Source organism: Hoeflea sp. AS16, from assembly GCF_038900095.1.
Lineage (GTDB): Bacteria > Pseudomonadota > Alphaproteobacteria > Rhizobiales > Rhizobiaceae > Hoeflea.
In genome coordinates this window covers 747,481-773,527 of record NZ_JBBMQQ010000001.1, presented here as the reverse complement: position 1 = coordinate 773,527, position 26,047 = coordinate 747,481, and the positions used below count along the sequence as shown (strand labels likewise).

The following is a 26,047-nucleotide window of genomic DNA, read 5'->3' as shown; positions in this document are numbered from 1 at the left end:
TGCGCCTCGTTTGTGGCGGGAAATGGGCACAATAAGCCCGTGGAATTTCATAGCAGATGCTTTGAAAAAATGTGTTGCGAATTCGTCACATTCCGTGATCTCCAGCACTATCACACGCAAAACATGTCGATTTATCAAGGACAACCGGCCCGCGTGGGGCGTTGCGCAGGCACGGCAACAAACACCTGCCAGCCAATCGACCCTATGCCGTGACCGCGATTCTGTTTGGGCGCGCGGCGTGAGCGATGTGCCCCCGGCAACCGGAACTTGCGCCATCGGTCCGTCACCAACCTCGACGTGGCAGTGCCGGGTTAAAAAACGGCCGGAGCAGTTCAAACGCCAGCGCCCCGGTCCGACAACAAAAAGGGCGGCCCGTTCTCCGGACCGCCCTCTTGCTGTATTTTCGTTGTCTTGGTCTCAACCAGCCTGGGAAAGCCGCTCGATCGCCTCGCCCAGCTTGTCCTTCTGCCCCAGCAGTTCGACCAGCTTTTCACGCTCCGCCGCAACCACCTCCGGCTTGGCGTTGGCAACGAATTTCTCGTTGGCCAATTTGCGCTCGATCTTGTCGACATCGGCGGCAACCTTCGAGCGTGCCTTCTCGAGCCGCGCCTTCTCGGCTTCCAGATCGATCAGATCACCCAGCGGCAGGCAGGCCGTGGCCTCCCCGACAACGATCTGGGCTGATCCCGAGGGCACTTCGCTTTCAAGCACAATGTCCGTCACCCGGGCCATCTGCTTGATGGCCGGCTGGTGACGAAGCAACCGTTCCTTGGTCACCTCGGCCGCGCCAACCATGACCAGCGCAGCTTTCGCCGATGGCGGAACATTCATTTCCGCGCGGACCGACCTGAGGCCAGAGACCAGATCGATCAGCCAGTTGATTTCGGAAGCAGCATCCTCGTCCGCAAACACCGGCGTTGGCCATGCGGCATGACAGGCCAGCCCGGCGCCCGTCCCGGCCAGATGCTCCCAGAGTTCTTCGGTCATGAACGGCATGAACGGATGCAAAAGCTTCACGGCTTCCGCCAGAACATGCGCGGCACAGGCGCGGGCTTCAACCTTGGCTGCCTCGTCTTCCCCGTTGAACACCGGCTTGAGCAATTCCAGGTACCAGTCGCAAAGCTGGTTCCAGACAAACCGGTAGAGAGCGCTGGAAGCCTCATTGAACTTGTAGGCTTCGATTGCGGTTTTCACCTCGTTCGCCGTGCGGGTCAGTTCGGTGAGAATCCAGCGGTTGATCGTCAGCTTTGCCGCCGACGGGTCAAAGGCCGGGTCCAGAACCGCACCGTTCATGTCGGCAAACCGTGCCGCATTCCAAAGCTTGGTGCCGAAATTGCGGTAACCGGCGATCCGCGCCGGATCGAGTTTCACATCGCGGCCCTGCGCCGCCATGATCGCCAGTGTGAACCGCAGCGCATCGGCGCCGTATTCATCGATCAGCTCCAGCGGGTCAATGACATTGCCCTTGGATTTCGACATCTTGGCGCCGTCCTTGTCGCGCACCAGAGCATGGACATAGACCGTGTGAAACGGTTCTTCATCCATGAAATGCAGCCCCATCATCATCATCCGGGCAACCCAGAAGAAAATAATGTCAAAGCCGGTCACCAGCACATCGGTCTGGTAGTAGCGCGCCAACTCCGGCGTCTTGTCTGGCCAGCCCAGCGTTGAAAACGGCCACAGCGCCGACGAGAACCAGGTGTCGAGCACATCTTCGTCGCGGGTCAGGATCTCGCCCGGCTTGAAATTCTCGAGCTTCTCCTCGACCCAGGCCTTCCAGGGGCCTTCATGTGCAATGTAGTGCTGGATTGCAGCCTCGAGCGCAGCTTCCTCGTCCTTCTCGACGAAAACCTGCCCGTCAGGTCCGTACCATGCCGGGATCTGGTGTCCCCACCACAATTGCCGGGAAATGCACCAGGGCTGGATGTTTTCCATCCACTCGAAGTAGGTCTTTTCCCAGTTCTTGGGCACGAAATTGGTCCGGCCCTCGCGCACGCTTTCAATCGCCGGCTTGGCCATTTCAGCTGCATTGACGTACCACTGATCGGTCAGAAACGGCTCGATCGGAACCCCGCCACGGTCGCCATGCGGCACCATGTGGATGTGCGCCTCGATATGATCGAGGCAGCCGATTTCCTCCATCTTGGCAACGACTTCCTTGCGCGCGGCAAAGCGGTCCATGCCATCAAGCTCTTCGATTACCTCGATCAGCTTGCCCTCGACCTTGAGACCTTCGAGAAAGTCCTCGTTGTCCTTGAGCGCCATGCGCGCGTCGGTGGTCAGGATGTTGATGGCCTTGAGATGGTGACGCTTGCCGACTTCGAAGTCGTTGAAATCATGCGCCGGCGTGATCTTCACCGCACCCGAACCCGCCGTTTCGTCGGCATAGTCGTCGCCGACGATCGGGATTCGCCGTCCGACCAGCGGCAGAACAACGTCCTTGCCGATCAGATCCTTGTAGCGCGCATCCTCGGGATTGACCGCAACGGCGGTGTCGCCCAGCATCGTTTCCGGCCGGGTGGTGGCGACGATGATGTAGTCACGGGTTTCATAGCTGTGCGTGTCGGTTTCCTCGTCATAGGACACCGGATGTTCATAGGTGACACCATCAGCCAGCGGATAGCGGAAATGCCAAAGGCTTCCCTGCATCTCGACCTGCTCGACCTCGAGGTCTGAAATCGCCGTCAGCAGCTTCGGATCCCAGTTGACCAGCCGCTTGTCCTTGTAGATCAGCCCCTCCTTGTAGAGGGTGACAAAGACTTCGAGAACGGCGCGCGAAAGCCCCTCGTCCATGGTGAAGCGTTCGCGTGACCAGTCACACGAGGCGCCAAGCCGCTTGAGCTGGTTGAAGATCGTTCCACCGGACTTCTCTTTCCATTCCCAGATCTTTTCGACGAATGCTTCGCGTCCGATCTCGCGGCGATCGATATTCTGCTCGGCCAGTTGCCGCTCGACGACCATCTGCGTGGCAATGCCTGCATGGTCCATGCCCGGCTGCCACAGCACGTTTTCGCCCAGCATGCGATGATAACGCACCAGGATATCCTGCAGCGTGTTGTTGAGCGCGTGCCCCATGTGCAGCGAGCCGGTCACGTTCGGCGGCGGGATCACGATGCAAAACGAATCCCGCTCGGGCTGTGCGCCGGCACCAGCGGCGAATGCATTCGCCTCTGCCCAGCGTGTCGCAATTTTAGGCTCTACGGCCGCGGCGTCATAGGTTTTTTCAAGCATTATCGGGTAACCGTTTGCATCTGAAGGGACAGGATTGGCATAAACCGGAACGAAATGGTGGAGTCAACACGACCCGCACCGGGCACCAGATATCGCCCGGCAACGGCGCACAAGCCCGGATCAGGCCGCGCGTCCTTTCCACACCGCAATGTAGACCGGCTCCCAACCATATCATTGTTCTGGATCAATACCGTCGCCAAATCGGCACGAGTTCCACGCCGGCACCAAAACTGCACTCGGCCGTTCTCACATCCACGACCGCAAGAAGCACGGCGGCAGCCGGTCAAATAAACAAACGGTAGGCAGCAGACGACCAGCCTGCTGCGGCAACAAGTACCTGTTCGGAAAAAATGGTGTCTAGCGGCGGTTGCCGCGCGATACCCGCTCGATTTCTTCCCGCACCAGCCGCTCGACCAGCGTCGGCAGGTTGTCATCAAGCCATTGGGTCAGCATCGGCCGCAGCATCTCTTCGGCAATCTCGTCAAACGAGCGCCGCTGGCCTGCCGCGACTGCCGCGTCAAGCTCACCGAAGGCTGCAGCGACTTTCTCGACGGTTTGCAGCGAAACCAGCTGGCCGCCGCTTGCCTCTTCAGCCGGGGGTTCCCGGTCATCGGCAGGAGTATCGGATTTGACGGGTTCGGGCTGCTGCGCAACGGGTTCAGGCTTCTGGGCAACCGGTTCAGGTTGCTGCTCAACCGGTTCGGCCTCCACCGGCTTGACCGCGGCGGCCGCAGCCGGGGCTATCGCCTCGACCGGCTCATCGGAAGTCAGTGCTTCGCGGAGTTCCTCGGCAGCCGCATCCATCACTTCGGATGCGTTGTCGGATGTTTCGAAGCCATTGACTTCTCCGCCGCCAAACGCGCGGACAGCAACCTTGTCGCCGGCGTCAGCATGAGCGTTGAATGTATCGGCTGAATGGGTATCAGGAACCGCCCGTGCCCGCGCCGCTACATCGGCAAGCGAAACAGGCTGAGCCACAGGGGCATCATTGGCAGCGGTCCGCTGGCTTTCGGCTTCCTGCAGCGCAGGTTCCGCATCATAGCTGCTGTCATCGGCATCGAACTGCTTGAATGCCGCACCGGCATCAACCGGATTGCCGTCCGCTCCAGGCTCGTTGTTTTCAATGATCCTGCGGATGGAAGCCAGAATTTCTTCCATCGACGGTTCGCGCTGTGCGCCGGCCTGTCCCATGATTACGCTCCGTTACTATCGTCGCCAGGCTCATGCCAACCGGCGAATCACCTTGTCAGCTTATGGCATCGACCACGATTTGAGAATCGCAGCTGACGAAGGTTCGGCGTTCATGCACAGGAATTCACGTCAATAGCGCGAAATACAGTTTGTTCGCGCGATTGCTTGCTTCGCTCTTGGTTCAGCGGCCGTCGACGGTGCGCAGACCGAACCAGCGGTCCTTGGTCGCTTCGTAATGAACTTCCGGCTTGTAGTTGGCCACCTGCAAACCAAGCCGGTCGATGGTCAGCTTGCCGGTTGAGGCAAGCACGGAGAAACTTGCGACGATGGCGTTGCGCTCCGACTGTGAAATCGCTTCCTTGGCGTTGAGCACCGTCTGCTGCGCATTGAGCACATCAAGCGTGGTGCGCTGCCCGACGCGGCGCTCCTCGACAACACCGTTCAGGGCGAGATTGGCCGCGGCCAGCTGGGCGCGGTTGGCCTGAATGGTGGCGATTGCGGCTTCCATCTGCGTCCAGGAGGAGACCACCGACTGCTCGATCGAACGGCGAGCCGAATCAACCAGAATACGCTGCTGGCCGAGTTTTTCCTTGGCCTGGCGAACCGATGCTGCAGCCGCACCACCCTGATAAAGCGGTATGGTCACCTTGGCCTGAACTGCGCCTGTGGTAACGCCGCCATCGGCTTCGGAAACCGAACCAACAACCTTGACGCCGGGAAGGAATGTCCCCTCTTCTGCCTTGACGCTGAAATCGGCTGCATCGACGCCATAAAGAGCCGCCAACACCGCCGGATGCTCCTTGGTGCCCTGGGCCACTGCCATTTCCAGTGAAGCGGGAAGCAGCTTGCGCGGCAACGGCACCGGCTTGAGGTTCTTCGGCACCGAACCGACGATCTGTGCATAAACCGCGGCACTGGACTTGGCCTGGGCAACCGCTGCCGTCAGGCTGGCCTTCGCCCCCGCAAGCTCGGCTTCCGCCAGGCTCACGTCGGTCCGTGTGCTCTCGCCCACGTCAAACCGTGCCCGCGCGGCCGAGAACTGTTCCTGCAGAAAGGCAATGTTCTGCTTGCGGTAGGCAACGATCTGGTTGTCGCGGTTGACATTGGCATAGGCCTGAACCGTGGCCAGCAGGATATCGATCTCGGTGCCACGCAGGTTCTCGCGGCCGGCAAACACCGCGGCTTCAGCCGCACGCACATTGTTGCGGGTCTGAAATCCATCAAAAAGCGTCTGGGTGATTGAAACGCCGATGCTCGCAGAATTGGTCACCACACCCTCGGTGTTTGACGACGTGGTAACGGCCTCAGCACCGATGATCGGGCGATATCCCGATTTCGCCAGTGCCACACCTTCGTCCGTCGCTCGCAAACCGGCACGCGCGGCATTGAGATCTGGGTTGTTCTCATAGGCCTTGGCCATCGCCTGGTAGATCGTCTCGGCGAAAACCGGCTGTGGCGCCAGCACCATCATCGAAACGACGGCAACGCAGGCGAGTGAATTCTTGACAAATGACACGAGTGGGTACTCCAGCATGCGCGAAAACGGTGGCCCCGATCTAGCACAGGACACTATCATGGTGTTGCATCAACATATGATGGCTAGAGCCGTCTGACGCAATCACACACCGCACGGAATAGAGCACTAATCCCCATCAAGTTGCCATCGCGCAACAGCGCGACAATTGGCAGCACAGCTGGCTCGCGCACCCCGGGGTGGCTAGAAAACGAATTCTTCGGTCTTGCGGAAGCCCGGCAGCGGCTTGACAGAAATGTTGAATGCCGGCCTGCCCGACACCACGCCACCGTCCTTGACGAACAAATAGGCCTGCGCGGAAAGCCCCAAACCGACGGCAGCAACCAGCCGCCCGCCTTCGCGCAACTGATCGAACAATGCCGGCGGCACCATTTCAACCGCACCGTTGATGAAAATCAGGTCATAGGGGCCTTCGGCAGCATAGCCTTTTTCAAGATCGCCCGTGACGACGGCCACATTGTCATAGCCTCCGTCACTCAATCTTTCACTTGCCGCATCGGCCAGATCCGAATCACTTTCGACCGCGACCACCGAACCGGCAAGCAACGACAGCAGCGCGGCGCAATAGCCGGATGCGCAGCCAATTTCGAGCACCACATGATCACGGGTGATCTGGGCCAGTTGCAGCATCTTGGCCAGCGGCGATGGCTCCATCACATAGCGCGCGACCCCATCGGCGCCACCGGCCGAAATCTGGATATCGCTATCGATATAGGCCAATGGCTTGAGCGGTGTGGGAACGAAATCCTCACGCGCAACCGTCAGGAAGGCTTTCAGCACCGAATGTGATGTCACATCCGTGGTGCGGATCTGGTTGTCCACCATTTTCTGGCGCGCGTCTTGATAGTCGGTGCCCATCCGGTCTCTCCGATGCATCTTGTCTCGCGCTTCATTAAAGCGCCGCACCGCGAGATTCAAGCTGATCCGCAGGCAAGCCGGTCGAATTAGAGGTTTTCAACCGAACAAGTCATCGAGAAAGCAACCCTGACAACCAACAAGCCCCTTGCGCAGCTGCGATTCTCCGTCTATTTGCCAGCCGTCCGGTCAAAAACCGGCATGAGGCCTCGTGGCGGAGTGGTTACGCAGAGGACTGCAAATCCTTGCACCCCGGTTCGATTCCGGGCGAGGCCTCCACTTCCACCTGCCATTCCCAGATTGCTCTATTCAGCCGTATCCGCGGGCGCGCTGTTGCGCTTGGGTCTTTTGCCGTTGCGCCGTTCCATCTTGACGACGAATGACCGGCGCCAGCGGCGCACCAGGGGCAAATCCTGCGACAGCACCAGCAGGCCGAGCGGAATCATCCAGAATCCCAAGACCGGCAGAAATCCCAGGCTGCCGCCGACCAGCAGGCCTGCCCCGAGCCCGATTCTCACCGGGGCGCGCTCGGGCAGGCGAAAAAGCCTCGATCCGATATGAACCTCGCCACGTCCGGCATGGAAATTGAAAAAACGCTTCGGCAACATGGGCGAGGATCTGCCTCTGGTGGTTTCGTGGTCCATTGATAGACGCTTGAATTGAGCCCAAAACATGGGCTTTGACGGTGGCCAGAGCAAGATCGACACATTTTCTTCAAAAACAGCTTGGCAAATCAGAGAGGCATTTGTTATAGGCCCCACACGCTGCTTAACGCGGTGATCCCCGGTAGCTCAGTGGTAGAGCAATCGACTGTTAATCGATCGGTCGCTGGTTCGAATCCGGCCCGGGGAGCCAGATTTCAAAAAGGCCGCATCCTTTTGAGGATTGCGGCCTTTTTTATTTCAGGCCACGTCCCTCAACTCAGTCGATGATCCGCATTTTTTCGCGAAACTTTTGATCCGTCTTTTGCGTAGCTCCGTAAGAGACATTCAAAAGCCCCGGCGATTTTCGCCCAAACGGAAAAAATGCATCTGATGGACCGCACCACCCCCATTTTACAAGACACGGCGATTGTCTGGTTCCGCAATGATCTGCGGATCGGGGACAATGCGGCGCTCGTTGCCGCCAGTCAGCACGCTTCGCTTGTTCCGGTCTACATTCGCGAAACCGGCACCCATGCCCGGCCGCTGGGTGCTGCCCGTGCCTGGTGGTTGCACCACTCATTATCCGCGCTGTCCGCGACGCTCGACAAGCTTGGTGCGCCGCTCGTTTTGCGCAACGGCGATCCCGCAGATCTCATAGAGCAACTTGTAAATTCCATCGGTGCCACGGCGGTGTACTGGAATCGCCGCTACGACCCTGCCTTTCTCGGAGCTGATTCGGCCCTCAAGGCGCGACTTCAGGCCAGGGCCATCGTTGCCGAGAGTTTTGCCGGCCAGTTGCTGCACGAGCCGACACGCCTGCGCACCGGCTCCGGCAAATACTACAAGGTCTACAGCCCTTTCTGGCGCGCACTCGAACCGCACGTCGAAAACCGTCCGCCACTTGATGCACCGGCGAGCCTCGAAGCTTTTCCGGGAATTTCCGGGGTGGAAACCGAATCTCTCGACAGCTGGGATCTGCTCCCCAGCAAACCCGACTGGTCGGGTGGCATGGTGCGATCATGGACACCGGGCGAAGCCGGCGCTCATGCACAGCTCGCCGATTTCCTTGAAGACCGTATGCAGGGATACTCCGATCGCCGCGACATTCCCGGTGTCGACGCCACGTCCGGCCTGTCTCCGCACCTTGCCAGCGGCGAAATCACCCCGGCACAGATCTTCGAAGCGCTGAAAACCACCGACAGCGATGCAGCCCCAGATGACAGGAACAAGTTTCGCAAGGAAATCGGCTGGCGCGAATTCTCCTGGCACCTGCTCGCCAATGAGCCTGCGCTGCCCGAGAAGAATCACAACCCCAAATTCGACAGCTTTCCCTGGCTGGACAATGCCGCTGCCCTCACCTCGTGGCAGAAGGGCCTGACCGGCTACCCGATCATTGATGCCGGCATGCGCCAGCTCTGGCAGACCGGGTGGATGCACAACCGCGTGCGCATGGTCGTCGCCTCCTTCCTCACCAAGCATCTGCTGATCGACTGGCGCAAGGGCGAAGACTGGTTCTGGGATACGCTGGTCGATGCAGACCCGGCTTCCAATGCCGCGAGCTGGCAATGGGTCGCAGGCTCGGGAGCCGACGCCTCCCCCTATTTCAGGATTTTCAATCCGGTGTTGCAGGGCGAAAAATTCGACCCTGACGGCAAATATGTCCGCCGCTTTGTCCCCGAACTCTCAGAGATGCCCAACAAATTCATCCACAAGCCGTGGGCCGCACCGGATCAGGTTCTAAACACCGCCGGCGTCCACCTCGGCGACACCTACCCCCACCCAATTGTCGACCATCAGCTGGCCCGCAACCGCGCACTGGCCGCCTATCAGCAGATCAAGGATGCCGCATGAACGTTCATTTGAAGCCTTTTCCAGTCGCCACCGGCCCGCAGCGTTTGAAAGTGGCCGTCGTCGGCTCCGGCATTTCCGGCTCGTCGGCTGCCTGGGCATTGCGCGAGTTGCACGATGTCACACTCTATGAAACCGAAAAACGCCCCGGCGGACACACCGCCACGGTGGACATCGACTATGACGGCGAAGCCCTGTCGGTCGACACCGGCTTTATCGTCTACAACGAACTCAACTATCCCAACCTCACCGCGTTGTTTGATCACCTCGGAGTCAGGACCCATGACAGCGACATGAGCTTTGCCCTGTCGCTCGATCACGGCAAGATGGAATGGGGTGGCGACACCCTGTCGACCCTGTTTGCGCAGAAACGCAATCTGCTGCGCCCCTCCTTCCTGTTGATGCTGCGCGAAATCCTCCGCTTCAACAAGATCTGCCTGCAGGACCGTGCCGAAGGCCACCTCGCAGCACGCTCGATCGGCGATTATCTCAACTGGCGCGGCTTTTCACCGGGCTTCATGAACAATTATCTGGTGCCGATGGCAGCCGCGATCTGGTCGACCCCGGCCAAGCGGATGATGGAATTCCCGGCGACCTATTTCGTCAATTTCTTCGAAAACCACCGTCTGATTTATCAGGAGCGGCCAACCTGGCGCACCGTCACCGGCGGAAGCCGCAATTATCTCACCGAATTGCTGGCGCCGCTGGGAGACCGGGTTCGCCTCGATGCAGGCGTCGTCTCGGTGCGCAGAACCGCCGACGGCGTCGATATCCTCGACACCACCGGAACCACGACATCCTACGACAAGGTGATTCTCGCCTGCCATACCGATCAGGCGCTGCGCCTTCTCGACCGGCCGACGGAACAGGAACGATCGATCCTGGGCGCCATTCCCTATAGCCCCAACCGTGTGATCCTGCACCGTGACGACAGGCTGATGCCAACCCGCAAGAAGGTCTGGGCCTCGTGGAACTACCTGCGCTCGTCCGATCAGCGCAGCGATGCAAATGTCGCGGTCTCCTACTGGATGAACCGGCTGCAGGGCATTGATCCCTCCAAGCCCCTGTTCGTCACCCTCAATCCCGACCGTGAACCGCGTCCGGAACTGGTTTTCGGCGAATACAGCTACGATCATCCGCAATTCGGGACCGATGCGATGGAAGTCCAGGCTCGTCTCGGCCAGATCCAGGGCGACAACAACACCTATTTTGCCGGCGCCTGGACCGGTTACGGTTTTCACGAGGACGGCCTGACCTCCGGCATACGGGCCGCAGAAGCCCTCGGCGCCACCCTGCCCTGGCAGACCGGCGCCGCCCAAACCGTGGACATCGCCGCATGAGCATGACACCAGCCCAGCAAACCGCCCCGGCGGAAGCGAACACGACAAGAGCACCGGCGTGCCTTTATGCCGGCGACGTCATGCACCAGCGCATGAAACCCGTCGGTCACCGGTTCCGCTACAAGGTCTATTCGATACTCGTCGATCTCGATCGTCTCGATGAAGCCGATCGCCTGTCGCCACTGTTCTCGGTCAACGGCTCCAACGTGATGTCCTTTCACGAGGCCGATCACTTGCGCGGCGCCGAGCAGCCAACATTGCGCACCCATATCGACGCCCTGCTTGCAGATGCCGGCCTCGACCAGCCCGCCGCGCGGATCGAGCTTGCCTGCTATCCACGCATTTTCGGCCAGGTCTTCAATCCGCTGTCGGTCTACTATGCTTACGACAACGACGGTCAGCCCCTCGCGCTGGTCTACGAAGTGCGCAACACCTTCGGCGAAAACCACACCTATGTCTGCAGGATCGAGGCCGGAGACCTGACAGCGGCCGGCATTCGCCAGAGCCGTTCCAAGCTGTTTTACGTCTCGCCATTCGTCGAAATGGATGCGCGTTACGATTTCCGGATGAACCTTCCGGGCAAGCAATTGAAGTGGCGGATCATGGAAACCGACCAGTCCGGTCCGCTGCTCGCCGCCACCTACAATGGCGCCCGGCGCGCCATGTCGAGCGAATCAATTTTGGCTTGCCTCTTGCAGATTCCGCTTTTGACGTGGAAAATCGTCGGCGGCATCCATTATGAGGCACTCAAATTGTGGCTCAAGGGGATGCGTTACGTGCCGCGCCCGGCGCCGCCTCCCAGTGCGAGCTTTCGCGAACAGGGAAAGTTCGAACGTCAGGTGGCCAAGCCGTGACGGATGAACCAATGCGAGACGGCGGAGGCTGCGCTCATGAAGACTGAAGCCACCTGGAACGAACATCAAACTGCTGAAAAGCTGTCGACGGAAAATGTGTCGGCCTATTTGCGCGGGCTGCCGGCCAAGGCCAAGATGGCCTTGCGCGGGCTCCTGCACATGGGGCACGGACGATTGTCGATCCGCATGCCGGACGGCCGTACCGTGCTGATTGAAGGCCGCGCGGAAGGTCCCGAAGCGACGCTGATCCTGCACAACTGGAACCTTGCCCACCGGGCCCTGACCGGCGGCACCATCGGCGTGGCCGAATCCTACATCGACGGCGATTGGGAAAGCCCCGACGTGACGGCGTTTCTCGAGCTGTTTCTGGTCAATGTCGAAGTCGGAGACACCCTGGCCGGCGGCGCACGCGGCATCGCCCGCGTTGTCGAACTGATCCGCCATTGGCTGAGGTCAAACTCGCGCTCCCAGGCCAAGAAGAACATTTCCGCCCATTACGACCTCGGCAACGCCTTCTATTCCAAGTGGCTGGATCAAACGATGACCTATTCATCGGCGCTCTACGCCGATGGCGCAAATGATCTGGCCAGCGCGCAGACCGCCAAGTACCGGGCGCTGGCGCAGGCAGCAGGCCTGAAAGCCGGAGACCGTGTTCTTGAAATTGGCTGCGGCTGGGGCGGCTTCGCAGAATACGCCGCCAGCGAGATCGGCTGCCACGTCACCGGGCTCACCATTTCCCGCGAGCAACTGGCCTTTGCGCGTGAGCGCATCGAGAAGGCCGGCCTGTCCGACAAGGTCGATCTCCGTTTCCAGGATTATCGCGACGAAACCGGCAAGTATGATGGCGTCGTCTCGATCGAGATGTTCGAGGCTGTCGGCGAGAAATACTGGCCGACCTATTTCTCCAAGGTGCGGCAATGCCTCAAACCCGGCGGCCGTGCCGGGCTGCAGATCATCACCATCAAGCCCGAGGCCTACAAATCCTACCGCGCCAACCCGGATTTCATCCAGCGCTATGTTTTCCCCGGCGGCATGCTGCCGACCGAGAACCATCTCGAAACGCTGGGGGAAGCAGCAGGACTTGAAATGGTCGGGCACCGCGCATTCGGTCCCGACTACGGCCGGACACTGGCCGAATGGCGCCAGCGTTTCTGGAACGCCTGGGAGGAAATCGAACCCATGGGTTTCGACAACCGCTTCAAGCGCCTGTGGGAATTCTACATGTACTACTGCGAAGCCGGCTTCCGCTCCGGCCACATCAACGTCCGTCAGGTCGTTTACAGCTGATCCGGTCAGTATTTTTGAAATCCACCCCGTCGAAGCATCGCCTCGGCGGGGTGAACCATTTCAGGGTCTGGGACGTATTCAACACAATGATCGAAGGTCTCAAGGTCCTGACCGCAAGGGTTCGGCCAAACGCGTGGATGGAACATTGGCCGCAAATCCCGACATCGCCTCCCATCTCCAGCTGGCGACACCAGCTCCCTTGGCCCTTGCCCGCATCATCGCCTATGCGCTGCCGGCCATTCCGCTCGCGGCCCTCACCCTGCCGCTCTACGTGCTGGTTCCGACTTTCTACACCGAGACACTCGGGCTTTCCCTGGCCTCTGTCGGATTCGCACTGCTCATCGTGAGGGTTTTCGATGCGGTCAATGACCCGCTGATCGGCTGGGCCGCAGACCGGTTCCGCCCGGGCTTTGGCCGTCGCCGCACATTGTTCGCCATCAGCCTGCCACTGACCGCGCTTTCCGCCTTCATGCTGTTCTGGCCACCCGTTGACGCAAGCGTGCTCTGGCTGGCCGCATGGGGCCTGCTGCTGTCACTGGGCTACACCGCAGCCCTGATCCCGTTTTCGGCCTGGGGCGCGGAACTGGCGACGGATTACCATGGCCGCTCACGGATCACTGCCTGGCGCGAAGGCCTCACCCTTGTCGGAACCCTCATCGCCATCGCCCTGCCATTCTCGATCGGGTTTGACCAGGCCGGTGGAGTGCATGGACTGGCCTCGCTTGGCCTCGCCATTCTGGTCGGCCTGCCGCTTTTCGGCGCCGTGGCCGTGGCGCTGACGCCCGAGCCCGTCGAGCATTCACGTGTCCGGGTCGATCTCAAGGCAGGGCTGTCGCATCTCGTCCGCAACCGGCCCTTCGTCCGGCTGATCCTGGCGTTTTTCCTCAACGGGCTCGCCAACGGTATTCCGGCGACCCTGTTTCTGTATTTCGTCTCGGCCCGCCTCGGGCTTCCCGACGCCCGCGGCCCCTTGCTGTTTTTCTATTTTCTCTGCGCCATTGCAGGCGTTCCGCTTGCCGCCTGGGTTGCCCGCCGGGTCGGCAAGCATCGGGCCTGGTGCTACGGCATGCTGGCAGCCTGCACGGCCTTCGCACCCGCGCCATTGTTGCCCGAAGGCAGCCTGATCGCCTTCGCATCGATTTGCGCCGTGACCGGCCTGCTGCTTGGTTTTGACCTCAGTTTGCCGCCGGCCATCCAGGCCGATGTCATTGATGTCGACACCGCAGCTTCGGGCGAGCAGCGCTCTGGCACCTATTTCGCAGCCTGGAGTCTCGCCACTAAACTCTCGCTTGCCGGCGGTGTCGGTATCGTGTTTCCGGTTCTTGCGGCTTTCGGCTTCGACCCGGCGTCAAGTGCGAGTACCGGAGACGGGCTGATGGCACTGGCTGTCGCCTATGCCTGGGTCCCGATTGCGGCCAAACTCGCCAGCATTGCCATCATGTGGAATTTTCCGCTCGACGAGACGGCGCAGAAAGAGCTGCGCAAACGCATCGAAACGGCCTGAACTTCTTGCTCACCCGGTTTCGAGCGGCCGCTTTTTCCAACCGGTCGCGGCATTCATCAACCAGAAATAGGCGGGATAGGGCAGAAGTTGCAACGCCTTGAGAACATAGGTGAAGCGGCGCGGAAAGGTGATCTCGAAAGCCCCCGACTTGAGCCCTTGCGCAATCCGTTTGGCCGCCTGCCCGGGCGTGATCAGCGCCGGCATTTCAAACGCATTGTCCGCCGTGGCCGGTGTGTCGACGAAACCCGGATTGATCACCTGGATGCGCACCCCGAACTTGTCGAGATCGAACTTCAGGCTTTCAGCCATGTTGATCAGCGCCGCCTTGGTCGCACCATAGGCCGCACTTGTCGGCATGCCGCCATAGCCGGTGACGGAAGACACAATGGCAATCTGTCCACGCCCGCGGGCCTTCATCCGTTCGATGGCGGGAACAAGCCCCTTGACCACTCCCGACAGGTTGACCGCGAAGGTTTTCTCGAAGTCATCGACCTTGAGCGTCTCGCCATGCACCGGCAGGTAGACCCCGGCATTGAAGACAGCCAGCGCCAGCCCGTTGCCTTCGCTTGCGATGCGCCCCGTGATCTCCGCCATCGCCTTTGCGTTGGTGACATCACCCGGTGTCGCGATTATTCGACCCTTCAGCTTGTCCGACAACGCCGCAAGCTCGGCCAGCGCCTCTTCGCTGCGCGCGGTCGCATAGACCGTGAACCCCTCACCTGCCAGATCCAGCGCCAGCGCCTTTCCGATACCGCTGGAGGCGCCGGTGACCCAGGCGGATCCGTCTGCGGGGGTGGCGGTGAAAGTGGTCATGCGTGTCTCCAATCAAAAAGGCCGTCTGGAACCTGTTACGTTCCAGACGGCCTTTTGGTTCAATTTGTCGGCGGTTAAACCAGCGTCAGCCGATAATGTCGCCGATCAGCTGCCGGAACGAACCGGTCAGCTTCAAGGGTGCATCCATGACCGCGAAACCGATGCACGGCCGGCCCATGTCGGCATGCGGGCGGTGATCGACGCTATCGTCGGCAACCGAGATGTCGCCGCGGCCGTAATGCCCGCGCGCATCGCTGAACGCCCCGTCAAGCACCAGCGACAATTCGCTGCCTTCATGCGTGTGCGCAGGTACAGTCCGGCCCGGCTTGATCCAGAACAGGTTGACGTGACACCCCTCGATGTCGCCGAGATCATATTCCTTGAAGCCGGGCATGCGCGTCCGCCAGGGCACTTCATCTGCGTCAAAGCCGACGAAATCATGCAGCGCCTTGGGAAAGACCCGCGTTTCAGCCCCGGGTGTCGCAGCCGCGGCTTCCGGCGCTGCCGATCCGAGCACGGCAGCCAGCATTGCATCGCGGTCATCGAGCGCAACCGGATCGATTGCCATCAGTTCGAGCCCGGCCATGGCCTCAAGATTGGCAACCTTGATCCTGCTTTTCGGTTTCAGTTCCAGATGGGCTTCGACAAGCACTCGCGCCGGGGTCGGAAGAGTCCCGGCGACATACCGGGCAAGCAGCGAGTCGATCGTATCGATATGTTCACGCACCATGCGTATCAAGCTTTCTTCTTTTTCAACGGCCCCTGCACGCTGCAGAAGTCGAAGGCCGTTCCCGGCCAATCCAATTTTCACTGTCTACGCCCACGGGCACAATACGGATCACCGGAACATGCCATTTCTCATTTTTGCCGTTTGAAGGCAAATTTTCCCTTATACTCCAACCTCAGGAGAGCAGGTTTCTTGCAACATGCCCCTTGAGAAGCCAGAACTGGCTGCATAGTTTCGGGCAGTCTGTGCGCTCACAGCCAATAACAGGAAAAACCATGCCAGCCATCAACTCTGTTCTCGACGCCATCGGCAACACACCTCTCATCCGCCTCAAAGCCGCGTCGGAGGCCACTGGCTGCACTATCCTTGGCAAGGCCGAGTTTCTCAATCCGGGTCAGTCGGTCAAGGACCGGGCAGCGCTTGAGATCATTCGCGATGCAGAGGCAAAGGGCCTGCTGCGCCCCGGCGGCACGATCGTCGAGGGGACGGCCGGCAACACCGGCATCGGGCTGGCGCTGGTGGCCTGCGCTCTTGGCTACAAGACCGTGATCGTTATCCCGGAGACGCAAAGCCAGGAGAAAAAGGACGCGCTTCGCCTGCTCGGCGCCGAACTGGTCGAGGTCCCGGCGGCGCCTTATCGCAATCCCAACAATTACGTCCGCCTGTCTGGCCGTCTGGCCGAGCAGATCGCCAAGTCAGATCCCAACGGTGCGATCTGGGCCAACCAGTTCGACAACGTCGCCAACCGCCGCGCCCACGTGAAGACCACAGCACCGGAAATCTGGCGCGACACCGACGGCAAGGTCGACGGCTTCATCTGCGCCGTCGGCTCCGGCGGCACGCTTGCCGGTGTGGCCGAAGGGCTTCGCAGCCAGAGCAAGTCCGTCAAGATCGGCCTTGCCGATCCCGATGGCGCTGCTCTCCACAGTTTTTACACCACCGGCGAGATGAAATCCTCCGGCGGCTCCATCACCGAAGGCATCGGCCAGGGGCGAATCACCGCCAACCTGGAGGGGTTCACCCCCGACATGAGCTTCAACATCCCCGATTCGGAAGCGATCCCGCTGGTGTTTGATCTCCTGCAGCACGAAGGTCTCTGCCTTGGCGGCTCGTCGGGTATCAATGTTGCCGGCGCAATTCGCATGGCCCGCGAGATGGGACCAGGCCACACCATCGTCACCATCCTTTGCGATTACGGCAACCGCTACCAGTCGAAACTGTTCAACCCCGAATTCCTGGCGTCCAAGGATCTGCCGGTGCCCGAATGGCTGACCCGCAAGAGCGATCTGTCCATCCCCTATGTGAGCGAATAATCCCGATGACCGCACTGTTTCTCGAAGATGCCTATCTCTCAACCGTCGAAGCGCTGGTCGCCGGCGTTCGCGAAGATGGCGGCATCCTGCTCGATCAGACCTGCTTTTACGCAACCTCTGGCGGACAGCCCGGCGACACCGGGTTTCTCGAGCGCGAGAACGGCGACAAGATCGAGATCGCGGGAACGGTTACCGGCGACACCAAGGCCGAGATCATCCTGATCCCGGCGCCCGGCCAGGCAGCGCCCGCCATCGGTGAAAAACTGGTCCAGCACATCGACTGGGACCGGCGTTACCGGCTGATGCGCATGCACACCGCCTGCCATCTATTGTCGGTGGTCTGTCCCTATCCGATCACCGGCGCGGCGGTCAGCGAAACCGACAGCCGGATCGATTTCGACATGACCGACACCATCGACAAGGCCGAGGTCACCGCAAAGCTGATGGAACTGGTCAACGCCAATCATCCGGTCTTCCATCAGTGGATTTCGGAACAGGAGCTGGAAGCCAATCCGGATCTCGTCAAATCCAAGAACGTGCGCCCTCCACGTGGCCAGGGACGCATTCGCCTGGTCTGCATCGGTGAAGGGTCATCCGTCGACAGCCAGCCTTGCGGCGGCACCCATGTCGGCGAAACCGCTGAAGTCGGTGAAATCCACATCGGCAAGATCGAGAAAAAGGGTAAGGAAAACCGCCGATTCCGCATCCGCTTCGGCCCGCTTCCCGCCTGACCACCCTGCTTGAGACAGCGAACGGAAACCGCGTGTCGTTTCAAAAGGCTACGGGACCACTATTTTGCAGGTCCGGACAACCTTACATGTCCATTTAACAAGTCATTAAGGCGGCCGGCGTAACTGTTGATTTACGCCACCAGGAGCCTTCGTGCCTGGCGGCAGACAGTTTAACGCCGTGATCGAGGCCTGTCCGGCTTCGCGCCGAACCTAGCAAAGCAACCCGATGCCTTCCATTCAAGCAAGAACCTACCCGGTCTCCGCAATGGTACCGAGCACGGTGCCTTCACCGGCTGCCCCCAACAACACCAAGACATCTGTCCAGAAGACAGATTCCGTCGCCCCATCGGACGCGGCGCGTACGGTGTCGGATCGTGTGACAGCATTTTTGTCCAGCGATACGGCGACTGAGAAAACCACCCAGCGCCCCAATCGCCCGCCGCCGCCTCCGGGTGGCGCAGGCGGTTCGCAGGGAGTTCGCCAAGGCGAAGCCACCAGCGAAAGCGAAACCGCCCTGCTGCTGCTGGAAGAAACCGAAGCGGAAGAAGACGCCGAAGTTGACGAAGACACGGAGACGCCGACCACAGCGATCCTGTTTGACGAAGCCAAAAACTACTATCCGACCTCAATCTACTAGATTGATCAATGATGGATTGAAACGGGCCGGTCATCGGCCCGTTTTTGTTTGTAAAACCGGTGCTTCTCATTGCCGCAAGCCAAGCCTATCGCATATCATGCCGGCCAGGCAGCAGGTTCACAGCCTTGACGCCCGCCCCAGCATTTGAGGACCACTGCATGAACACGCCACCCGATCAAAGCCCGTTCGTTGTTTCGTTTGACTGGCTGAAAAGCCGCATAGGTGAAACATGCCTCAAGATCGTCGACGCCTCCTGGTATCTGCCGGCCCAGAAACGCGATGGCGCAACTGAATTTGCAGCCTCACGCATTCCCGGCGCCGTGTTTTTCAATCAGGATAAGATCGTCGCGCCCGACTCGGATCTGCCGCACACGATTGCAGCCGAAGCCGATTTTGCCCGCGCCGCCGGTGAACTCGGACTGTCTGAAACCGACACGATCGTGGTCTATGATGGCCCGGGCATGTTCACCGCGCCCCGCGTCTGGTGGCTGCTGCGCACTTTCGGTGCCGGCAATACCTACGTTCTGGATGGCGGCTTCGATGCCTGGAAGGCACAAGGGCTGCCGGTCGAAACCGGAACACCTGCAACGCCATCCCCCGCCCGCTTCAACGCCACGCTCAATCGCCAGGCGATCACCGGCTTCAACCAGATGGTGTCGATTGTCGAAAGCCGTTCGTCGCAGATTGCCGACGCGCGCGGACCGGGCCGTTTCACCGGGGTCGAACCCGAGCCGCGCGAAGGCATGCGCTCCGGCCATATGCCCGGCGCCCGAAATGTGCCCTTCTCCGTCCTCTCCGAGGCAGGCAAACTCAAGCCGCTCAAGGATCTGCGCCTGACGCTCGAGGCCGCCGGGCTTGATCTCGACAAACCGGTGGTGACCACGTGCGGTTCCGGCGTGACAGCAGCGGTGATCACCCTTGCGCTGCACTCGGTCGGGCACCGCGACAACACGCTCTACGATGGATCATGGTCCGAATGGGGTGGTCGTGATGACACCCCGGTTGTCACCGGAGAGGCATGAAATGGCCAAAGCGGCAAAAACGAAATCGCTCAAGGCAACCGTCACGCATCTTGAAATGAAGCGCAGACCGCGGGCTATCACGCCTCTGCCCGTCAACCTGCATGCGACGCTGATGAAGGCAACGGACATTCCGTTGCATTTCTACCGCTATCTACAGTGGCAGGTCGGACGTGAATGGCATTGGGTCGCCCGCCTGCGCATGACCGATGACCATCTTTCCAAGATCGTTCACGCCAAGACCACCAGCATTTTCGTGCTCAGCGTCGACGGAGCGCCCGCCGGTTTCTTCGAACTGGCCGATCTAGAGGATTCCACGGTTGAATTGTCCTATTTCGGCCTGATGGAGCATGTGCGCAGACGCGGGCTTGGCGAATGGATGCTGGGCCAGGCCCTGACAACCGCGTGGGCAACCACGCCCGCACGCGTCATCGTCTCGACCAACACGCTCGATCACCCTGCCGCCCTGCCGCTTTACCAGAAGATGGGATTCGAACCTGTGAGCCAGAACCAGGCCATCGTACGGCCGCTGTCCGATGATGAAATCCTGAGCCTGATGAAAGCCGGAAACCAAACCGCTGGCTGAAATCGGGTGGCATGCGACCTGAACGCACGACAAAACTCGCATGATGGTCGACCCGACATGCGAGGAAACAATGGCTTTCACTTTCGAACCAATGGACGAAACAACCGCCGCCCATCTCCGCTCGGGCGGCGGCGATTCCTATGGCAATTCACCTGAACGAAAACTATCCGATGGAACCGGCGTGCCCTGCCGGCGCTGCATGCGGATGGTAGGCCGGGACGAGCCCTACCTGATCGCCGCCTGGCGCCCGTTTTCCACTACCCACGCCTATGCCGAGACCGGGCCTGTGTTCCTTCATGCCGAACCCTGTACAGCCGAGCCACTGGGTCGGGCTGAACTCCCGGCCTTCCTGACGAGTCCCGATTACATCCTGCGCGGTTACGATGCCGATGAGCGCATCGTTTATGGGACCGGTGGCGTCATCAAGCTCGAAGCCATTCCGAACCGCATCGAGAAGCTGTTGGGCGAGCCTATGGTGAAGGCAGTCCACATCCGTTCATCACGCAACAATTGCTACCATTGCAAGGCGGTGCTTGCCACGCAGCCAGACCTCTGGTCGCGGACAGGCTGACAACAAAAAGGCCCGCCCGCATGTCTCGATGCGGACGGGCCACTCTTCTCTTGTAGACAGCCACGAAGCCGGGTGCGCGGAAACGCGTCAGGCGACCTTGAGCACCTGATCGAGATCAGCCAGTTCGTAGCCCAGGGCATCGGCGACCGGACGGCTGGTGATGCGGCCCTTGTGCACATTCAGCCCGGCGCGCAGATGCCGGTCCTCGGCAATTGCCTTCAGGCCCTTGTCGGCCAGCAGCAGACCATATTGCAGCGTTGCATTGTTGAGTGCATGGGCGGAGGTGATCGGCACCGCACCGGGCATGTTGGCCACGCAATAATGGATCACGCCATCAACCACATAGGTTGGGTCGGCATGGGTGGTGGCGTGTGACGTCTCGAAGCAGCCCCCCTGGTCGATGGCCACATCGACGATCACCGAACCGTTCTTCATGCCCGACAGCATTTCGCGGGTAACGAGCTTGGGAGCGGCTGCCCCCGGGATCAGCACCGCGCCGATCACCACGTCTGCAGAGAAGACTTCTTCTTCCAAAGCCTCGATGGTCGAGTAACGGGTGTGAACCCGGCCGCCAAAAACATCGTCGAGCTGGCGCAGGCGCGGCAGCGAACGGTCGAGAATGGTCACGTCCGCACCAAGGCCGACGGCCATCTTGGCCGAATTCAGACCAACCACGCCACCGCCGATGATGGTGATCTTGGCAGGAAGCACGCCGGGAACACCGCCCAGAAGAATCCCGCGTCCGCCATTGGCTTTCTGCAGCGACGTCGCACCGGCCTGGATGGCCAGGCGTCCGGCCACTTCCGACATCGGCGCCAGCAGCGGCAGGCCACCGCGGTCATCGGTGACGGTCTCGTAGGCCACGGCCGTGCAGCCCGATGCCAGCAGACCCTTTGTCTGTTCGGGATCCGGCGCCAGATGCAGATAGGTATAAAGGAGCTGGCCATCGCGTAGCTGCGCCCATTCCGAAGGCTGCGGCTCCTTGACCTTGACCACCATGTCCGAGCGTTCGAAGATTTCCCTGGCGCTGCCCACGATCTGTGCGCCTGCGGCCTGGTAGGCTGCGTCGTCGGCGTCGATCCCCATGCCCGCCTTGGTCTCGACAATCACATCGTGACCATGCGCCACATATTCGCGAACCGCGCCAGGCGTCAGGCCGACACGGTATTCATGGTTCTTGATTTCCTTGGGGCAACCTACACGCATTGATGTCTCCTCCGGGAGAATGGCCGGCTATTTGGCTGCCGGTTGAAGTTTCAATGCACCCAATTCAATCACTGGACCGGTGAGATGTCCTTGCAAACTACCCTTGATCAGATCACGCCTGTCGAATATTCTTGCGCATAATTTCAAATATACTGGATTTTCTGCGAATGAGTGACCTTGATACCATCGATATCGCCATTTTGAAGACGCTTCAAACACAGGGTCGCATCTCCAACGCAGCGCTTGCCGAGCGCGTCGGGCTGTCAGCATCCGCCTGCTCCCGGCGGCTCGACATCCTGGAAAAATCCGGTGTCATCAAGGGCTATCATGCCCGGATCTCGCACAAGGCGCTCGATTACCGGATGATCGCCATCGTCCATATTTCGCTCTCCGGCCAGTTCGCCAAGACACTGGCCGAATTCGAAGCCGCGGTGAAACGCTGCCCCAATGTCCTGGTCTGCTACCTGATGAGCGGTGAATATGACTACGTGCTTCGCATCGCAGCCCGTGATCTGGAAGATTACGAGCGCATCCACCGGGACTGGCTGTCTGCCCTGCCCCATGTGGTCAAGATCAACTCCAGCTTCGCGCTCCGCGAAATCACCGATCGTCCGAATGTCGGGTTGAATTAAATGTGATAATTTTTGTCATGTTTATTTGCGAGGTGATCTGTTAGGTACGCTCCCAACTTTGAAAGATCAGGAGCAAGATCATGGCACGCCCGGAACCCCGCGAACTTGACGTCATCGGCAAGGCACAGGTAACACCCAACATGTTGCGGATTACCCTTGGCGGCCCCGGCCTTGCAGGCTTCCCGGCCGATCAGACCAGCGCCTACATCAAGCTGCGGCTGCCCGATTCCGAAACCGGCCGCGACGTCGTTCGCACCTATACGGTCCGCACCCATCGCCAGTCGGAAATCGACGTGGATTTCGCCCTGCATGAAGATTGCGGCCCGGCAACGCTGTGGGCACTGAACACCAGGATCGGCGACCGCATCACCATTGGCGGCCCCGGCCCGCGCAAACTGGTCCACGCGGATGCGGATTGGTATCTGCTGGTGGGCGACATGACGGCGCTTCCGGCGATTTCCGGCAATCTCGAAATGCTCCCCGGCACCGCCAAGGGCACGGCGGTAATCGAGGTCATGGACGAAGCCGATATCCAGGATCTGAAAAAGCCGAAGCTGCTCGACATCGAATGGGTGGTCAATCCGCATCCCTGCAAAGACAGCCATCTCCTGGTCGACCGGGTGAAAAGCGTGACCTGGGCTGCGGGAAATCCATCCGTCTGGGCGGCATGCGAATTCTCCGCCATGCGCCAGCTGCGCGACTATTTTCGCAGCGAGCGCGGTCTGGACAGCAGCAACCTCTATATCTCCAGCTACTGGAAATCAGGGATCAACGAGGACTCCCACAAGATCGCCAAGCGCGAGGACGCAAACGCGCTGAGCGCCTGAAACAAACGGGCGGCTCCACTTGTGAACCGTCTGGACAAACGCCCGGTGCACAGCAATCGCGTTACCGGCCGGAAAACAGGGCATCACCCTGCTCGTCGATGATCTGTCGCGCCTTGCGAAACGCCGCGGCTTCAACGTCGTCACGGTTCGAGAAGATATCAGCACGGATGAACTTGTGCTCCTTGGCCGCCTCGCCGTCACCCTTGACGATGCGCCCGGCCAGCCGCCACTGGCCACCTTCGGCCATCGGCTCGGAGTAGATCAGGCAATCCTTGTAGGTATCGGGCTCGTTGGCGGCTTGCGGCGGGCTGGACGCGGATTTGCCGCCGAACAGATTGCGGATGCTGTCCATAATGCCTGCCATGTGAAGCTCCTCACTCTCGTAATCATCTTGTTGCCGGCCCTGCCGGCCTTTCCGGGCCCGCCGAGCAAATCAGTTGCACAAGTGTCATGTCAGGATCACACTTGGCATATACGGCTTGCCGCCAGACGTGACGGGAGGCCGGAACGCGGATGTATGCAGCATGTATCCGCAAGGCACCCTTTTTAGGTCAACTGCAGGGAGAAAGTCCATGAAAGACCAACGTGTTCTCGACATGATGCATCCAATCTCGCGCCGTTCCTTGCTTGGCGGACTTGCCGCCACCAGCGCACTGGTCATGGTGCATCCGTTCACCGCCCGCGCCGCGGCCAACCAGGCCCACCTGCGCATCATGGAAACCACCGACCTGCATGTGCATGTCTTCGCCTACGACTATTACGGCGACAAGCCCAACGACACCATGGGCCTCGCCCGCACAGCATCAATCATCGACCAGATCCGCTCCGAGGCGCAGAATTCGATTCTCGTCGACAATGGCGACTTTCTCCAGGGCAATCCGATGGGCGATTACATCGCCTATGAGCGCGGCATGAAGGAGGGTGACATGCACCCCATCATCGCCGCCATGAACGTGCTTGGCTATGACGGAGGAACGCTCGGCAATCACGAATTCAACTACGGCCTCGACTTCATGTTCAAGGTCATTTCCGGTGCCAATTTCCCGCTTGTGTGCGCCAACCTGACCAAGGGAACGCTCGCTGCCAATCCACGCGACGACGACCTGTTCCTCAAGCCCTACATGATCCTCGATCGCACCATCAAGGATGGCGCCGGCACCGAGCACAAGATCAAGATCGGCCTGATCGGTTTTGTCCCGCCGCAGATCATGACCTGGGATTCGCGGCACCTGACCGGCAATGCCGCCACCCGCGACATCGTCAAGGCAGCCGAAGCCTGGGTGCCGCAGATGCGCGAGGAAGGCGCCGATGTCGTCATCGCCCTGTCGCACTCCGGCATCGGCCAGCAGGACTGGGCCGAAAACCTCGAAAACGCCTCCGTGCCGCTGGCCGCTGTTTCCGGAATCGACGCCATCGTCACCGGCCACAGCCATCTCGATTTCCCCGGCCCGAAGTTCGAAGGCATGGCCGGCGTCGACAACGCCAAGGGAACAATTTCGGGCAAGCCCGGCGTCATGGGCGGTTTCTGGGGCTCCCATCTCGGTCTCATCGACCTGATGCTCGAGCGCGATGGCAATTCATGGAAGATCGTCAGCCACACTTCGGAAGCCAGACCGATCTATGAGCGCGTCGACCGCAAGGTTGTCGCCCTGGTGGCCGACAAGCCCGAAGTGATGGCCGCGGCAAAGGCCGATCACGAGGCAACCCTTGCCTATGTCCGCACCGCCGTCGGCAAGACATCCGCGCCTCTGCATTCCTATTTTGCCCTTGTCGCAGACGACCCTTCCGTCCAGATCGTCAGCAAGGCACAGACCTGGTACATCACCGACATGCTCAAGGACACCGTGTGGAAGGACCTTCCGGTGCTCTCCGCCGCAGCGCCCTTCAAGGCCGGTGGCCGCGGCGGTGCGAATTACTACACCGATGTGCCTGCCGGTGACATCGCCATCAAGAATGTGGCCGATCTCTATCTTTATCCCAACACGGTGCAGGCCGTGGTGATCACCGGCGCGCAAGTCAAGGAATGGCTGGAAATGTCGGCCGGCATCTTCAACCAGATTGCGCCGGGTGCGAAAGACGCGGAACTGATCAATGGCGACTTCCCGTCCTACAATTTCGACGTCATCGACGGCGTGACCTACCAGGTCGATCTCACACAGCCCGCCAAATACACATCGAAGGGTGAGATCCAGAACCCTGATGCCAGCCGGATTCAGAACCTCAGCTTCAACGGCCAACCTGTTGATCCGGAGCAGAAATTCGTTGTTGCCACAAATAATTACCGCGGCGGCGGTGGCGGCAATTTCCCCGAAATTGGCCCCGACAAGGTGGTCTTCCAGGCCCCCGACACCAACCGCGATGTCATTGTCCGCTACATCGTCGAGCAAGGCACGATCAATCCATCCGCCGACGCCAACTGGAGTTTCGCTCCGGTCGAAGGTGCAACCGTGCTGTTCTCGAGCGGCCCGAAAGCCCGGGACTTCGTGTCCAGCGTCAAGGGCGTTTCGATCGAGCCCGCCGGTGATGGCGCCGACGGCTTTGCCCTGTTTCGCATCACGCTCTAGGGCAACCAACTTCTCCCGGCGCATCCGTTGCGCCGGGAGACACTGAACTGTCCGGCTTCCGACCCGCCGATTTCCTCACCGCACTTTACAATTTGATTACCCCGAAATGCGAGACTTCCCAGTCAGTCAGCAG

General features: G+C 60.3%; 23 protein-coding genes and 2 tRNA genes. 16 read left to right on the top strand and 9 right to left on the bottom strand.

Going from position 1 to position 26,047, the window contains the following annotated elements; all coding sequences use genetic code 11:
* Positions 1-417: 417 nt before the first annotated feature.
* The 4 genes from WNY80_RS03700 to WNY80_RS03685 all read right to left on the bottom strand — a co-directional run bounded on the left by WNY80_RS03700 (position 418) and on the right by WNY80_RS03685 (position 6,814).
* Positions 418-3,231 carry a valine--tRNA ligase gene (locus WNY80_RS03700; RefSeq protein ID WP_342885982.1) on the bottom strand — a complete coding sequence of 938 codons (2,814 nt, stop codon included), beginning with the start codon at positions 3,229-3,231 and terminating at the stop codon, positions 418-420.
* A 357-nt stretch (positions 3,232-3,588) separates the two neighbouring features.
* The gene (locus tag WNY80_RS03695) at positions 3,589-4,422 is read right to left on the bottom strand and encodes a DUF2497 domain-containing protein (protein ID WP_342885981.1); all 834 of its coding nucleotides are present in this window, start codon (positions 4,420-4,422) and stop codon (positions 3,589-3,591) included.
* A gap of 181 nt (positions 4,423-4,603) precedes the next feature.
* Positions 4,604-5,956, bottom strand: a complete 1,353-nt coding sequence (locus tag WNY80_RS03690; protein WP_342885980.1) for a TolC family outer membrane protein — start codon at positions 5,954-5,956, stop codon at positions 4,604-4,606.
* 183 nt (positions 5,957-6,139) lie between these two features.
* Complete coding sequence (locus WNY80_RS03685) at positions 6,140-6,814, bottom strand: protein-L-isoaspartate O-methyltransferase (RefSeq protein WP_342885979.1); 675 nt, start codon at positions 6,812-6,814, stop codon at positions 6,140-6,142.
* Between the two features lie 202 nt (positions 6,815-7,016).
* On the opposite strand from WNY80_RS03685, the gene WNY80_RS03680 reads away from it, so the two are divergent.
* A tRNA-Cys gene (locus WNY80_RS03680) sits at positions 7,017-7,090 on the top strand.
* A 26-nt stretch (positions 7,091-7,116) separates the two neighbouring features.
* Here the strand turns inward: WNY80_RS03680 and WNY80_RS03675 are convergent.
* The gene (locus WNY80_RS03675; RefSeq protein ID WP_342885978.1) at positions 7,117-7,419 is read right to left on the bottom strand and encodes a hypothetical protein; all 303 of its coding nucleotides are present in this window, start codon (positions 7,417-7,419) and stop codon (positions 7,117-7,119) included.
* Positions 7,420-7,591: 172 nt separating this feature from the next.
* Between WNY80_RS03675 and WNY80_RS03670 the strand changes: the two genes are divergently transcribed.
* The 6 genes from WNY80_RS03670 to WNY80_RS03645 all read left to right on the top strand — a co-directional run bounded on the left by WNY80_RS03670 (position 7,592) and on the right by WNY80_RS03645 (position 14,288).
* Positions 7,592-7,666, top strand: a tRNA-Asn gene (locus WNY80_RS03670).
* Positions 7,667-7,845: 179 nt separating this feature from the next.
* A complete protein-coding gene (locus WNY80_RS03665; RefSeq protein WP_342885977.1) occupies positions 7,846-9,306 on the top strand; it encodes a deoxyribodipyrimidine photo-lyase in 1,461 nt (486 codons plus the stop codon).
* Positions 9,303-10,643, top strand: a complete 1,341-nt coding sequence (locus WNY80_RS03660) for an FAD-dependent oxidoreductase (protein ID WP_342885976.1) — start codon at positions 9,303-9,305, stop codon at positions 10,641-10,643. The genes WNY80_RS03665 and WNY80_RS03660 overlap by 4 nt, the downstream gene beginning before the upstream one ends.
* A 2-nt stretch (positions 10,644-10,645) precedes the next feature.
* On the top strand, positions 10,646-11,497 hold the full coding sequence (locus WNY80_RS03655; protein ID WP_342886300.1) for a DUF1365 domain-containing protein: 852 nt from the start codon (positions 10,646-10,648) through the stop codon (positions 11,495-11,497).
* 36 nt (positions 11,498-11,533) lie between these two features.
* A complete protein-coding gene (locus WNY80_RS03650; RefSeq protein ID WP_342885975.1) occupies positions 11,534-12,784 on the top strand; it encodes a cyclopropane-fatty-acyl-phospholipid synthase family protein in 1,251 nt (416 codons plus the stop codon).
* Positions 12,785-12,929: 145 nt separating this feature from the next.
* Positions 12,930-14,288, top strand: coding sequence for an MFS transporter (locus WNY80_RS03645; protein WP_342885974.1), 1,359 nt, complete (start codon positions 12,930-12,932; stop codon positions 14,286-14,288).
* A 9-nt stretch (positions 14,289-14,297) separates the two neighbouring features.
* Here WNY80_RS03645 and WNY80_RS03640 read toward each other — a convergent pair whose 3' ends face one another.
* Positions 14,298-15,101, bottom strand: coding sequence for an SDR family NAD(P)-dependent oxidoreductase (locus WNY80_RS03640; RefSeq protein ID WP_342885973.1), 804 nt, complete (start codon positions 15,099-15,101; stop codon positions 14,298-14,300).
* A gap of 85 nt (positions 15,102-15,186) precedes the next feature.
* Positions 15,187-15,831: a ChrR family anti-sigma-E factor gene (locus tag WNY80_RS03635; protein ID WP_342885972.1), complete on the bottom strand. Its 645-nt coding sequence runs from the start codon at positions 15,829-15,831 to the stop codon at positions 15,187-15,189.
* Between the two features lie 272 nt (positions 15,832-16,103).
* Between WNY80_RS03635 and WNY80_RS03630 the strand changes: the two genes are divergently transcribed.
* The 6 genes from WNY80_RS03630 to WNY80_RS03605 all read left to right on the top strand — a co-directional run bounded on the left by WNY80_RS03630 (position 16,104) and on the right by WNY80_RS03605 (position 20,685).
* The gene (locus WNY80_RS03630) at positions 16,104-17,141 is read left to right on the top strand and encodes a cysteine synthase A (protein WP_342885971.1); all 1,038 of its coding nucleotides are present in this window, start codon (positions 16,104-16,106) and stop codon (positions 17,139-17,141) included.
* Positions 17,141-17,872 carry an alanyl-tRNA editing protein gene (locus WNY80_RS03625; RefSeq protein WP_342886299.1) on the top strand — a complete coding sequence of 244 codons (732 nt, stop codon included), beginning with the start codon at positions 17,141-17,143 and terminating at the stop codon, positions 17,870-17,872. Before WNY80_RS03630 ends, WNY80_RS03625 begins: the two co-directional genes overlap by 1 nt.
* Before the next feature lie 265 nt (positions 17,873-18,137).
* Positions 18,138-18,509, top strand: coding sequence for a hypothetical protein (locus WNY80_RS03620; RefSeq protein ID WP_342885970.1), 372 nt, complete (start codon positions 18,138-18,140; stop codon positions 18,507-18,509).
* Positions 18,510-18,667: 158 nt separating this feature from the next.
* Entirely contained in the window at positions 18,668-19,531 is an 864-nt protein-coding gene (sseA, locus tag WNY80_RS03615) for a 3-mercaptopyruvate sulfurtransferase (protein WP_342885969.1), read from the top strand.
* Position 19,532: 1 nt separating this feature from the next.
* Positions 19,533-20,114 carry a GNAT family N-acetyltransferase gene (locus WNY80_RS03610; RefSeq protein ID WP_342885968.1) on the top strand — a complete coding sequence of 194 codons (582 nt, stop codon included), beginning with the start codon at positions 19,533-19,535 and terminating at the stop codon, positions 20,112-20,114.
* A gap of 70 nt (positions 20,115-20,184) precedes the next feature.
* Positions 20,185-20,685, top strand: coding sequence for a DUF1203 domain-containing protein (locus WNY80_RS03605; protein ID WP_342885967.1), 501 nt, complete (start codon positions 20,185-20,187; stop codon positions 20,683-20,685).
* 87 nt (positions 20,686-20,772) lie between these two features.
* Here WNY80_RS03605 and ald read toward each other — a convergent pair whose 3' ends face one another.
* On the bottom strand, positions 20,773-21,891 hold the full coding sequence (gene ald, locus WNY80_RS03600) for an alanine dehydrogenase (protein ID WP_342885966.1): 1,119 nt from the start codon (positions 21,889-21,891) through the stop codon (positions 20,773-20,775).
* A 167-nt stretch (positions 21,892-22,058) separates the two neighbouring features.
* Between ald and WNY80_RS03595 the strand changes: the two genes are divergently transcribed.
* Both WNY80_RS03595 and WNY80_RS03590 read left to right on the top strand, forming a co-directional pair.
* The gene (locus WNY80_RS03595; protein WP_342885965.1) at positions 22,059-22,523 is read left to right on the top strand and encodes an Lrp/AsnC family transcriptional regulator; all 465 of its coding nucleotides are present in this window, start codon (positions 22,059-22,061) and stop codon (positions 22,521-22,523) included.
* A gap of 80 nt (positions 22,524-22,603) precedes the next feature.
* Positions 22,604-23,350 (top strand): siderophore-interacting protein, encoded by a 747-nt coding sequence (locus WNY80_RS03590; RefSeq protein WP_342885964.1) that lies wholly within the window; start codon positions 22,604-22,606, stop codon positions 23,348-23,350.
* Positions 23,351-23,411: 61 nt separating this feature from the next.
* On the opposite strand, the gene WNY80_RS03585 is transcribed toward WNY80_RS03590, so the two are convergent.
* Entirely contained in the window at positions 23,412-23,714 is a 303-nt protein-coding gene (locus tag WNY80_RS03585) for an HlyU family transcriptional regulator (protein ID WP_342885963.1), read from the bottom strand.
* Between the two features lie 208 nt (positions 23,715-23,922).
* On the opposite strand from WNY80_RS03585, the gene WNY80_RS03580 reads away from it, so the two are divergent.
* On the top strand, positions 23,923-25,914 hold the full coding sequence (locus WNY80_RS03580; RefSeq protein ID WP_342885962.1) for a bifunctional 2',3'-cyclic-nucleotide 2'-phosphodiesterase/3'-nucleotidase: 1,992 nt from the start codon (positions 23,923-23,925) through the stop codon (positions 25,912-25,914).
* Positions 25,915-26,047: the final 133 nt, after the last annotated feature.

What these genes read in the sequence shown, in the direction of transcription:
- WNY80_RS03700 (WP_342885982.1), bottom strand. Translation starts at nt 3,231, where the DNA reads ATGCTTGAAAAAACCTATGACGCCGCGGCCGTAGAGCCTAAAATTGCG.
- WNY80_RS03695 (WP_342885981.1), bottom strand. Translation starts at nt 4,422, where the DNA reads ATGGGACAGGCCGGCGCACAGCGCGAACCGTCGATGGAAGAAATTCTG.
- WNY80_RS03690 (WP_342885980.1), bottom strand. Translation starts at nt 5,956, where the DNA reads ATGCTGGAGTACCCACTCGTGTCATTTGTCAAGAATTCACTCGCCTGC.
- WNY80_RS03685 (WP_342885979.1), bottom strand. Translation starts at nt 6,814, where the DNA reads ATGGGCACCGACTATCAAGACGCGCGCCAGAAAATGGTGGACAACCAG.
- WNY80_RS03675 (WP_342885978.1), bottom strand. Translation starts at nt 7,419, where the DNA reads ATGTTGCCGAAGCGTTTTTTCAATTTCCATGCCGGACGTGGCGAGGTT.
- WNY80_RS03665 (WP_342885977.1), top strand. Translation starts at nt 7,846, where the DNA reads ATGGACCGCACCACCCCCATTTTACAAGACACGGCGATTGTCTGGTTC.
- WNY80_RS03660 (WP_342885976.1), top strand. Translation starts at nt 9,303, where the DNA reads ATGAACGTTCATTTGAAGCCTTTTCCAGTCGCCACCGGCCCGCAGCGT.
- WNY80_RS03655 (WP_342886300.1), top strand. Translation starts at nt 10,646, where the DNA reads ATGACACCAGCCCAGCAAACCGCCCCGGCGGAAGCGAACACGACAAGA.
- WNY80_RS03650 (WP_342885975.1), top strand. Translation starts at nt 11,534, where the DNA reads ATGAAGACTGAAGCCACCTGGAACGAACATCAAACTGCTGAAAAGCTG.
- WNY80_RS03640 (WP_342885973.1), bottom strand. Translation starts at nt 15,101, where the DNA reads ATGACCACTTTCACCGCCACCCCCGCAGACGGATCCGCCTGGGTCACC.
- WNY80_RS03635 (WP_342885972.1), bottom strand. Translation starts at nt 15,831, where the DNA reads ATGGTGCGTGAACATATCGATACGATCGACTCGCTGCTTGCCCGGTAT.
- WNY80_RS03630 (WP_342885971.1), top strand. Translation starts at nt 16,104, where the DNA reads ATGCCAGCCATCAACTCTGTTCTCGACGCCATCGGCAACACACCTCTC.
- WNY80_RS03620 (WP_342885970.1), top strand. Translation starts at nt 18,138, where the DNA reads ATGGTACCGAGCACGGTGCCTTCACCGGCTGCCCCCAACAACACCAAG.
- sseA (WP_342885969.1), top strand. Translation starts at nt 18,668, where the DNA reads ATGAACACGCCACCCGATCAAAGCCCGTTCGTTGTTTCGTTTGACTGG.
- WNY80_RS03610 (WP_342885968.1), top strand. Translation starts at nt 19,533, where the DNA reads ATGGCCAAAGCGGCAAAAACGAAATCGCTCAAGGCAACCGTCACGCAT.
- WNY80_RS03605 (WP_342885967.1), top strand. Translation starts at nt 20,185, where the DNA reads ATGGCTTTCACTTTCGAACCAATGGACGAAACAACCGCCGCCCATCTC.
- ald (WP_342885966.1), bottom strand. Translation starts at nt 21,891, where the DNA reads ATGCGTGTAGGTTGCCCCAAGGAAATCAAGAACCATGAATACCGTGTC.
- WNY80_RS03595 (WP_342885965.1), top strand. Translation starts at nt 22,059, where the DNA reads ATGAGTGACCTTGATACCATCGATATCGCCATTTTGAAGACGCTTCAA.
- WNY80_RS03590 (WP_342885964.1), top strand. Translation starts at nt 22,604, where the DNA reads ATGGCACGCCCGGAACCCCGCGAACTTGACGTCATCGGCAAGGCACAG.
- WNY80_RS03585 (WP_342885963.1), bottom strand. Translation starts at nt 23,714, where the DNA reads ATGGCAGGCATTATGGACAGCATCCGCAATCTGTTCGGCGGCAAATCC.
- WNY80_RS03580 (WP_342885962.1), top strand. Translation starts at nt 23,923, where the DNA reads ATGAAAGACCAACGTGTTCTCGACATGATGCATCCAATCTCGCGCCGT.